Source organism: Conyzicola sp. (assembly GCF_046714715.1).
Taxonomy (GTDB): Bacteria; Actinomycetota; Actinomycetes; order Actinomycetales; family Microbacteriaceae; genus Conyzicola.
Genome location: NZ_JBKKAD010000205.1, coordinates 1 through 9697, shown reverse-complemented (window position 1 = coordinate 9697; position 9697 = coordinate 1). Strand labels below are relative to the sequence as shown.

The following is a 9697-nucleotide window of genomic DNA, read 5'->3' as shown; positions in this document are numbered from 1 at the left end:
GGTGCGGAGGATGGTCATACGCGGGCGGCGGCCGTCGTCGCGCCGACCGGGAAACGCTCGGGGTGTCGCAGGTAGCCGTCGATCACGCTGAGCAGCTCGGCGGGGTGGGTCGTCGCGAGTCTGACATGGGCGGCGTCCGGCAGCGCGGTTCTGCCGATGACCAGCGTCGGCAGCACGGTCGGCGTCGTCGACGGCAGGGGGTCGTCGGTGATCAGGATGATCCGGGCCACAGTGTCGACGACCGGGGTGTGCGGGTCGGTGGTGATGAGCACGGTGGGAGTTGCGGCGGGCGTGTAGTGGCGCGCGAGCATGGCCTCGAGAAAGTCACGGTGGGGGACCGTGGCGGCGAGCGTGATCATGCGGTGCGCGCTTCGACAGGCTCAGCGAGCGGGGTCACCGGCGTCAGCTTGATTTGGCGGGCACCCACCTTGAGCTGCAGGCGTGACGCGGGCGGTGCGTCGGAGCGCCGGGCGAACGCCAGCTGTTCGGGCGTCGGCGAGCCGTAGTCGGTCGTGCGCTGCCGAGCGGTGCGACCGATCTCGGCGGCGACGCGCTCGACGTCGGCGATCGTGAGCGAGCGTTGCGCCTCGGCTCCGGCTTCCGGTGCAATCACGCCGTCGAGCAGCAGCCCGCCGATATCGTCGGCGCCGCCGAGCAGCACGGCCTGGCTGGTCTCGAGGCCGAGCTTGGTCCACGCGGCCTGGATGTGGTCGATGCTGCCGTGCAGCACGAGCCGCGCGACCGCGTGCAGCGCCCGGCTCTCCCGCACGCTCGGCCCCGGACGCGCACCGGCGATCGGCGGCGAATCCACCGGCACGAACGGCATCGCGATGAACTCGGTGAACCCGCCCGTGCGCCGCTGCAGCGCGACGAGCGCTCGCAGGTGCGCGACCTGCTCGGCGGGCGTCTCGACGTGGCCGTAGACCATGGTCGCGGTGGAGCGCAGGCCGACGGAGTGCGCGGTCGCCACGGTCTCGATCCACGCGGACGCCGGCGGGTCGGTGTTCGCGCTCAGCAGTCCGCGGATGCGATCGTCGAGAACACGGGCGCCGGTGCCCGGCACCGTGGCGACGCCGGCGTCGCGCAGCGCCTCGTAGAACTCGCGCACGGAGACGCCGAGCCGGGCGGCGCCGTCGGCGACCTCGGTCGGGCGGAACGCGTGCAGGTGCAGCCCGGGCTGACGGGCGCGGATCGCCGCGACGATGTCGAGGTAGGTCGAGCCGGGCAGGTGGGCCGGCACGGCGCCCTGCACGCAAATCTCGGTGGCGCCGAGGGCGGCCGCCTCGTCGGCGAGATCGCCGATGAGCGACGGGTCGGTGACGACCGAGGAGTCGAGGTTGCGGTTGGCCACGAAACTCACCCCGTCGCCGACGGTGGCGACGCGCAGCCCGTCGGCCACGGCCGCGAGGGCCTCCAGCTCGGGGCCGTCGTAGCCGAGCAGTTCGACGTAGTCCGCGTCGTCGAGGCCGGCCGGGTCGGCGGCGGCGCGACGCAGCAGGGGAGTCGAGGTGCGCGTGACGGGCGCCGCACGCCAGGGGCGTCCGGTGACGGGCGCCGCGGCATCCGCGAGCCCCGACGGCGCGGCGAGAGCTTCGACGTGTGGCCGGATGCGCGCGTCGACCCAGGCCGAGTCGGTCGCATACGGCGGATGCGCAGTCAGCCGCTCGCGCAGTTCGTAGCCCGCGGCGCGGGTCAGCCGGGCCAGGTCGTCGAGCTCGGGCCACGGGCGCTCGGGGTTCACGTGGTCGGCGGTGAGTGGGCTGACTCCTCCCCAGTCGTCGATTCCGGCTCTTATCAACAGGCCGAGCTCGTTCGCGTCGGTGAGGTTGGGCGGCGCCTGGATCGTGGCATCCGGTCCCATCACGATGCGGGCCACCGCGACGGCGGCCACGTACTCCTGCAGCCCGAGGTCGTCGTCGTTCTGCATCGCGGTCTTCGGCTTCGCGCGGAAGTTCTGCACGATCGTCTCCTGGATGTGCCCGTGGCGCTCGTGCGAGGCGCGGATCGCGAACAGCGACTCGGCGCGCTCGGCGTTGTTCTCGCCGATGCCGAGCAGCACCCCGGTCGTGAACGGCACTTTCGCGCGGCCCGCGTCTTCGAGCACGCGGAGGCGCACCGCCGGATCCTTGTCGGGCGAGCCGTAGTGCACGCCGCCCTTCTCGCTCCACAGCCGCGTCGCCGTGGTCTCGAGCATCATGCCCATCGACGGTGCGACGGGCCGCAGTGCCTGCAGCTCGCCGAACGTCATCACACCGGGGTTGAGGTGCGGCAGCAGCCCGGTCTGCTCGAGCACGAGCTTCGCCATCGCCCGGATGTAGTCGATCGTCGACGCGTAACCGTGCTGGTCGAGCCAGGCGCGGGCGCTCGGCCAGCGGTTCTCGGGCCGGTCGCCGAGCGTGAACAGCGCCTCCTTGCAGCCCATGGCCGCGCCTGCCCTGGCCACCTCGAGAATGTCGTCCGGCGACATGTAGCTCGGCTTGCCCTGTGCCAGCAGGCCCCCAGGGGTCTCGACGAAGGTGCAGTAGTGGCAGCGGTCCTGGCAGAGGAAGGTGATCGGGATGAACACCTTCTTCGAGTAGGTGATGACCCCGTCGCGGCCCGAGTTCTCGAGGCCCTCGTCGCGAAGGGCGGATGCCACGGAGAGCAACCGTTCGAGGTCGGCGTCGCGCGCGTCGAACAGCAGCTCGGCATCGCGTTGGTCGACCGTGCGCGAGGCCTCGACGCGCGAGAGTGCTTCGTGCAGAGCAGTGGGCATAACAAGCCTTCGTGACGAGCGACAGGGACAACACTCAACGGAGTGTCCTCGAGCCCAAATCAAGGCCCGCACGAACTGACTGGGGTCTAGGTTACGCCTTCGGGCTGTCGCCCGGAACCTCGGCGGGCGCGGCGTCGTAGGCCGGGAAGTGCAACGCGGCCCGCAATAGGGGCGGCAGCGTGGCGAGCACGTCGGCCCGTTCGACGAGGGCGGCCGTGATCGCGGTCTGGGCGTGCGCGTCGGAGTCGCCGCGCGGGTCGTACTGCGCGTCGATCAGTGGCGGGGTGTCGGCGAGGCGCATCCACGCCTGCAGCGGCCGGCTCTTGGCGAAGGGCATCGCGAGCAACGGGGAGAAGCTACCCGAGCGCGCGTCGGAGTGCCAGAGGTCGTCGCGGGGGATGAACGGCTCGATCCAGACCAGGGCGCGGTTAGCCGGCAGCACCTGCCAGTCGCGGGCGGCGAGCCAGGCGGCCGTCGGCTCGGTGACGGCCGCGACGACGCGGGCGAATCCGAGCATCCGCAGCGTTTTGAGCGCGCGCTCGACGAGGGCGGTGCCCGCGCCGTGGCCGCGGCGCTCGGCGGCGACGAACAGGTGGGTGAGCTCGGCGACCTGCCCCTCGGTGCGCGGGCCGGTCTCGACCTCGTTCGGCCGGGCGCGGGCGAACCCGACGAAGGCGCCGTCGAGCGTGCGGGCGACGACGGTCGGGGCCTTCTGCTGCTGCCAGCTCGTCACCTCGGCGAGCAGGGTGCCGCGGTCGACGTCAGCGGCGGTGGCCACCTCGTCGACATCGGTCGCGGCGAGGGGGCGGATGCGCAGTTCCAACGTCATCCCCCTATTCTCACCGTTCGCAACTCAGGCAGATTGCGTGGCGGGTGGGGTGAGCGGATGCCGCGGCCGCGGAAACACGCCGATCCCGGTACTTCGCCCCGCGACATCCGAGATTCTGCCTGAGTTGCGAGGACTGGCCGGGTTGGGGGAGGGAGCGGGGCGCTGTGAGGGGCGGGTCTAGGGTGGGGCGCATGGACGGCGCTGAGGAAGACGGCTGGTCGGCGGTCGCCGCGGAGTGGAGCGACCTGTGGGCGGCCTCGGCGGCGCCCGCGCACGACGCGCTGATCGCGGCATCCGGCATTCGCGCCGGTTCGCGCGTGCTCGACGTCGGCTGCGGCAGCGGCGAGTTTCTGGGCACTCTCGAGCGACTGGGCGCCACCGGGGCCGGCGTCGACCCGGCGCCCGGCATGGTCGCCCTCGCGCGGGCCACGGCGCCGCTCGCCGACATCCGTGTGGGCGGAGCGGAGTCGCTGCCCTGGCCGGACGGATCGTTCGACGTAGTTGTGGCGATCAACGCGCTGCAATTCGCCGAGGACACGGTCGAGGCGCTCGCCGAATTCCGGCGGGTGCTGGTGCCCGGCGGGCTGGTGGCGGTCGCGAACTGGGCAGAGGGAGCGCGCAACGATCTCGACGCGATCGAGGAGGCCGTGGCGGCGGCCGACGGCGAGGAGGCAGGCCCCGACGGCGACCTGCGCGTGGCCGGCGGGCTCGAGGAGGTGCTCGTCGAGAGCGGACTCGAGGTCGTGACGGCGGGGCTCGTCGAGGTGCCGTGGACGGCGGCCGACGACGAGACCCTCGTGCGCGGGGTGCTGCTCGGCGCAGACCCCGAAACCAAGCGCGAACTCGCACCGGCGGTGCTGGCGGCCGCGGCGCGATTCCGCTCGGGCGACGGCTACATGCTTCACAACGCGTACCGTTTCGCGGTGGCGCGGCGCCCCGATTGAGCCTAAATAACGCCCCGTTTGCGGGCCACCGGAAAGTTTTTAACAGTGTATAAACACCTGTGGATGAATCTTTCGTACTTGTTAATAAGCCTGTGGATAACTACAGGCGTGTAATTCGAACTTAACCACTCACCGGCATATTTGTGTTCGAACGTGTGTGTGAATAGGAGGACCGGAACGTGCCCCACGCCTACGAGCTGCACGTGGATGTCACGGCTCAGTGTCTGTGCTGTCTCGCACCACGCACCTTCCGCTTCGCCTCGCCCAGCGACCAGGTGGTCTGCGCGCGGTGCGTCAACCACCTCGGATCGGACAAGTCGGAGCGTCGCGACCGCGAACACGTGGCGATGTGGGCGGATCTCGCGGCTGACCAGCAGGTTAACCATCAAGCTGAGGTCGAGCGATTGACCGCTCTGCTCGCGAGCGAAGCGCTCGTGATCGACGGTCTGCGGGCGGAATCCGCGGGCCTGACGGCGGTCGTGGCGGGCGAATTCGCCGTGGGCGGCGTGCGTGACCTGCTCGAGAACGACGTCGTGCGCCGCGCCGATCGCGCCACAGAGCTCGCCAACCGCCGAAACGACCGGACCATGGCGGTTCTCTGGAGACTCGAACGTCTGCACCACGAAAACGCTCAGAATTTCGGTGCATGCGCCTGTGGAGAACCCGTGCTGACCTGTGCGGAATTCGCGGCCATCGAGCCGGAACGCCAGGCGGTACGCGAGTGGGAGAAGAAGAACGTCGCATGGGCGGCCGAGGGCAAGCGGCACGGGCTGCCCGCCGAGCATCCCGCGGCAGGAGCGACGACCCGGCGCTAGGCCGGGCTGATGGAGTGTGCGCGGGTCGCACAGTCGCGATCGCGGTAACGTCCTCAGATGGTGTTCAGCGCGTTCGAGAGGTATGCGGCCGAGATCGGGGTCTCCGCGTCGGCTGTCCCGGAATCGCAGAACAGTGACCATGAGTCGGGCCTGATCGAGATCGACGGTGAGACCTGGCATATTCGCACCGCACGCAACACCCCGACGAAGCCCGGCGCGTTCGTCGCCTTCTGGCGACGCGACGAGAACGGGAACACCATGCCTTTCGCGGTCGACGACCCCGCCGCCGGCCTGCTTGTCTTCGTGGTCCAAGAGGGCAGACGCGGAGTGTTCCGATTCACCGCCGAGCATCTTGCAGAATTGGGCATCACCTCGGGAAGAGGGCCAGGGAAACGCGGCTTCCGCCTGTATCCGAGCTGGTGCGAAGGGCTAAATCCCCAGGCTGCAGCGACTCAGCGAGCTCAGGCAGCGGCCTTTCGGAAATTCTGACCCGACGCTCCGATTGAGCAACACGGCTGAGGCGGCAGCGACGTCAGGATTCGAGCCCCAGAATCGCCACTCCGCGGTCGACGAGCGCGTCGATCAGTTCGTCGGACGCCGGTTCACCACCGAGAAACTCGGCGAAAAGAATGGGACCGACCAGCTGCGCGTACGTCGTCTGGTCGACCGGGGCCACGCTCGACCTGAAGTGCTCGGTGCGGGTCACGGCCAGGTCGACGAACGACCGAGCGGCATCGGTGTCATGGCTCGACTGGTTCATGAGCGCCGCGAGAGCGAACCGGGTGACCGGGTCGGCGATTCCGGCGCGCATCGATTCGAGAAACTGTCGAAGGCTGTCGCGCGGCGACAACGACGGCGAGTCGACCGGCCTATCCTCGGCGCGCAGCGCGACGACGTCGCGGATGACCTTTTCGATCGAACCCCAGTGGGTATAGAGGGTGCGCCGCGACACTCGCGCTCGGGCGGCGAGGGTCGTGAAGGTGAACGGCTCGTCGGTGCGGGCGGCCAGCATCTCGCGGGCGGTCTCCACGACGTGAAGCCGCGTTCGGCGGATGCGAGGGTCGGTCACGACGACGATCGTAGCGCGATTCGCTTTATCGATGAGTTTTCATCATTCCGGGATCGTGCGAGCCATAGTAGGCGCACCGGGCGGCCGTGGCGAGGGGTCGGCGTCACGGGGGAGACCGACGGCCGTGGTGCTACGTTCTGAGCATGACCCGCATAGCAGCGGTCGCCCCCGTGCTTCCGGATTTTGTGTACACCCAGAGCGAGATCACCGCCGAGTTGGCGCCGTTGATCACGTCGGTTCCCGCCCGCCAGGCGGTGATCGAGCGCATGCACGCGGCGAGCGGCATCGGCACGCGCCACACGGCCCTCCCGCTCGAGCGATACCGCGAACTCGGGTCGTTCCGCGAGACCAACGACATCTTCATCGAGGTAGCGACCGACCTGGCCGAGCGCGCCCTGCGCGCCGCATTGGACGACGCCGGGCTCGTGGCATCCGACATCGACTTCATCCTGTTCACCTCGGTCACCGGCATCGCGGCGCCGTCGGTCGACGCCCTGCTCGTCTCGCGGCTCGGAATGCGCTCCGACGTGAAGCGGCTGCCGTCGTACGGGCTCGGGTGCATGGGCGGTGCGGCCGGCATCTCGCGCGTGCACGACTACCTCGAGGGGCACCCCACCGGCGTGGGCGTGCTGATCAGCGTCGAACTCTGCTCGCTCACGCTGCAGCGCGACGATGCCACCATGGCCAACTTCGTGGCGACCGGCCTGTTCGGCGACGGCGCGGCGGCCGTGGTGATGGTCGGCGACGCGCACCCCAGGTCGGCGGGACCACGCGTGGCGGCGACCCTGAGCGCGATCTACCCCGACACACGCGACGTGATCGGGTTCAACGTGGGCGGCAACGGATTCGAGATCGTGCTGACCCCCGGGGTCGCGGACGTGATCGAGAAGAACTTTGCCTCGGATGTCGCGGCCTTCCTCTCGACGCGGCAGCTGAGTGTCGACGACATCGCCTGGTGGGTCGCCCACCCGGGTGGGCCGAAGGTGCTCGAGGCGTTCGTGACCGCCCTCGGCGTCGACGCCTCGGTGTTCGCGCGCAGTTGGGCCTGCCTCGACCGCGTCGGAAACCTGTCGTCGGCGGCCGTGCTGCACGTGCTCGCCGACACCCTCGCGCTCGGTTCGTTCGACGCCGCGGCACCCGGCCTGCTCTTCGCCCTCGGCCCGGGCGTCAGCGCCGAGTTCGTACTACTAGAGTGGGCCGCGTGATCGCGTACCTAGCCCTGATCCTGCTCACGGGTGCCGAGCGCATCGTGGAGCTCGTCGTCTCGAAGCGCAACGCCTCGGCCGCCTTCGCGCGGGGAGGCATCGAGTACGGCCAGTCGCACTTCCCGTGGATGGTCACGCTGCACACCGGCTTCCTGCTCGCCTGCATCGCCGAGGTGTTTCTGCTCGACCGGCCGTTCATCCCGTGGCTCGGCTGGCCGATGCTCGCGATCGCGCTGCTCTGCCAGGCCGGCCGCTACTGGTGCATTGCCGCGCTCGGCGCGCAGTGGAACACGCGCGTGATCGTCATCCCCGGCGCCGGAGCCGTGAAGGCCAAGGGCCCGTACCGGTTCGCCTGGCTGCCCCACCCGAACTACCTCATCGTCGCGGTCGAGGGCATCGCGCTTCCCCTCGTGCACACGGCATGGATCACCGCGATCGTCTTCACCGTGCTGAACGCCATCCTGCTGCTGCGCTTCCGCATCCCCACCGAGAATGAGGCGCTGCGGAAGCTGGCCCCTAGCTCCCCGGTCTGATGAGCGGTTTCGACGTCGACCTCATCGTTGCGGGCGGCGGGCCCGTGGGCCTCGCGGCCGCTATCGAGGCGCGTCTCGCCGGACTCAGCGTGGTGGTCGCCGAACCCAGATCGGGCGACATCGACAAGGCCTGCGGCGAGGGCCTGATGCCGGGTGCGCTGCCGCGGCTGCAGCGGCTCGGCGTCGAGCCGGCCGGGATGCCGTTGCGCGGGGTGAGCTATCGCACGCCGGGCCGGCACGCCGACCACCGGTTCGCTTCCGCCTCGGGGGAGGGCCGCGGGGTGCGGCGCACCGAGTTGCACGCTGCGCTGCACGCGCGGGCCGTCGCGCTGGGGGTGGCGTTCGACGAGACGAAGGTCGGTTCGATTTCGCAGGACGCCGCGTCGGTGACGGCCGCGGGGACGCGCGCGCGATGGCTGTTCGGATGCGACGGGCTGCACTCGACCGTGCGACGCGAGATCGGCGTGGAACTGCCCGCCTCCCGTCGCGGCCGCCGCTTCGGGGTGCGGCAGCATTTCCAGGTGGCGCCGTGGAGCGACCTGATCGAGGTGCACTGGAGCGGCGACGTCGAGGCGTACGTGACGCCCGTGGCGCCGGACACCGTGGGCATCGCCCTGCTCGGCCGCCGCGGAATCGACTTCGCGCGTGCGCTCGCGGGCATTCGCGAGCTGGCCTTCTTGCTCGACGCGGAGCCCGCGAGCACGCTGCGCGGCGCGGGTCCGCTGCGGCAGCGCACGTCCCGGCGTCACCGCGGGCGCGTGCTGCTCGTCGGTGATGCCTCGGGCTACGTCGACGCGATCACGGGCGAGGGCCTTCGCCTAGGGTTCGCGCAGGCGCAGGCCGCGGTGGCGGCGGTGGTGCACGGCCGTCCCGGCGGTTACGAGCAGGACTGGATGAGCATCACCCGCGACTTCCGGGTGCTCACGTCGGGGCTGGTGGCGGCCGCTCGCTCGCCGTTGCGCCCCGCGATCGTGCCGCTCGCCGCCGCGCTGCCGCGGGTGTACGGCGGCGTGGTGGAGCGTTTGGCACGCTGACCCGCCCGGCCGGGCTCGGGCTCCCGCCCCAGATGAGCCGCTTCCGGCCGAATGAGCCGACCGCGGACGCGTCATCCGGCCGGAAGCGGCTCATCTGCTTGGGTTGGGGCTAGCGGGTCGCGGCGGCGATCAGGCGCGAGAGCGAGTCGCGCATCTCCTCGAGCTCGGCCACGGGCATCCCGAGCTTCTCCACAATCGTGCCGGGCACGGCCTCGGCCTTGGCGCGCAGGGCCCGCCCATCCGTCGTCAATTCGATGTCGAGCGCGCGGTCGTCTTTCGCACTGCGTGTGCGGGTGACGAGCCCGGCCGACTCGAGCCGCTTGAGTAGGGGAGAAAGGGTCGCCGGCTCGAGCAGAAGCGCGTCACCGAGGTCGCGCACCGTGCGCGGGCTGCGCTCCCAGAGCGCGAGCATCACGAGGTACTGCGGGTGCGTGAGGCCGATCGCCTCGAGCACCGGGCGGTAGAGGTTGATCACGCTGCGGTTCGCCGTCGCCAGCGCGAAACAGACCTGGC

11 protein-coding genes are annotated in these 9697 nt (G+C 70.5%); 6 read left to right on the top strand and 5 right to left on the bottom strand.

What is annotated here, in order from left to right; translation table 11 throughout:
• Positions 1-14: 14 nt before the first annotated feature.
• The 3 genes from ACLQ6X_RS16275 to ACLQ6X_RS16265 all read right to left on the bottom strand — a co-directional run bounded on the left by ACLQ6X_RS16275 (position 15) and on the right by ACLQ6X_RS16265 (position 3584).
• The gene (locus ACLQ6X_RS16275; protein WP_411701191.1) at positions 15-359 is read right to left on the bottom strand and encodes a hypothetical protein; all 345 of its coding nucleotides are present in this window, start codon (positions 357-359) and stop codon (positions 15-17) included.
• Entirely contained in the window at positions 356-2755 is a 2400-nt protein-coding gene (gene cofG / locus ACLQ6X_RS16270; RefSeq protein WP_411701190.1) for a 7,8-didemethyl-8-hydroxy-5-deazariboflavin synthase CofG, read from the bottom strand. Before cofG ends, ACLQ6X_RS16275 begins: the two co-directional genes overlap by 4 nt.
• 91 nt (positions 2756-2846) lie before the next feature.
• A complete protein-coding gene (locus ACLQ6X_RS16265) occupies positions 2847-3584 on the bottom strand; it encodes a GNAT family N-acetyltransferase (protein ID WP_411701189.1) in 738 nt (245 codons plus the stop codon).
• Positions 3585-3775: 191 nt separating this feature from the next.
• Here ACLQ6X_RS16265 and ACLQ6X_RS16260 point away from each other — a divergent pair, with 191 nt between their 5' ends.
• The 3 genes from ACLQ6X_RS16260 to ACLQ6X_RS16250 all read left to right on the top strand — a co-directional run bounded on the left by ACLQ6X_RS16260 (position 3776) and on the right by ACLQ6X_RS16250 (position 5832).
• Positions 3776-4528, top strand: coding sequence for a class I SAM-dependent methyltransferase (locus ACLQ6X_RS16260; RefSeq protein ID WP_411701188.1), 753 nt, complete (start codon positions 3776-3778; stop codon positions 4526-4528).
• A 341-nt stretch (positions 4529-4869) separates the two neighbouring features.
• Positions 4870-5343: a hypothetical protein gene (locus ACLQ6X_RS16255; RefSeq protein WP_411701187.1), complete on the top strand. Its 474-nt coding sequence runs from the start codon at positions 4870-4872 to the stop codon at positions 5341-5343.
• Between the two features lie 57 nt (positions 5344-5400).
• Positions 5401-5832, top strand: a complete 432-nt coding sequence (locus ACLQ6X_RS16250; RefSeq protein ID WP_411701186.1) for a MepB family protein — start codon at positions 5401-5403, stop codon at positions 5830-5832.
• Between the two features lie 43 nt (positions 5833-5875).
• Here ACLQ6X_RS16250 and ACLQ6X_RS16245 read toward each other — a convergent pair whose 3' ends face one another.
• Positions 5876-6412, bottom strand: coding sequence for a TetR/AcrR family transcriptional regulator (locus ACLQ6X_RS16245; protein WP_411701185.1), 537 nt, complete (start codon positions 6410-6412; stop codon positions 5876-5878).
• A 143-nt stretch (positions 6413-6555) separates the two neighbouring features.
• On the opposite strand from ACLQ6X_RS16245, the gene ACLQ6X_RS16240 reads away from it, so the two are divergent.
• The 3 genes from ACLQ6X_RS16240 to ACLQ6X_RS16230 are packed head-to-tail and all read left to right on the top strand — an operon-like array spanning position 6556 to position 9184.
• Positions 6556-7617 (top strand): type III polyketide synthase, encoded by a 1062-nt coding sequence (locus tag ACLQ6X_RS16240; RefSeq protein WP_411701184.1) that lies wholly within the window; start codon positions 6556-6558, stop codon positions 7615-7617.
• Positions 7614-8150, top strand: coding sequence for an isoprenylcysteine carboxyl methyltransferase family protein (locus tag ACLQ6X_RS16235; RefSeq protein WP_411701183.1), 537 nt, complete (start codon positions 7614-7616; stop codon positions 8148-8150). The genes ACLQ6X_RS16240 and ACLQ6X_RS16235 overlap by 4 nt, the downstream gene beginning before the upstream one ends.
• Positions 8150-9184 (top strand): NAD(P)/FAD-dependent oxidoreductase, encoded by a 1035-nt coding sequence (locus tag ACLQ6X_RS16230; RefSeq protein ID WP_411701182.1) that lies wholly within the window; start codon positions 8150-8152, stop codon positions 9182-9184. The genes ACLQ6X_RS16235 and ACLQ6X_RS16230 overlap by 1 nt, the downstream gene beginning before the upstream one ends.
• A 109-nt stretch (positions 9185-9293) precedes the next feature.
• Here ACLQ6X_RS16230 and ACLQ6X_RS16225 read toward each other — a convergent pair.
• The coding region (locus ACLQ6X_RS16225; protein ID WP_411701181.1) for a MarR family winged helix-turn-helix transcriptional regulator at positions 9294-9697 on the bottom strand (404 nt) is incomplete at its 5' end.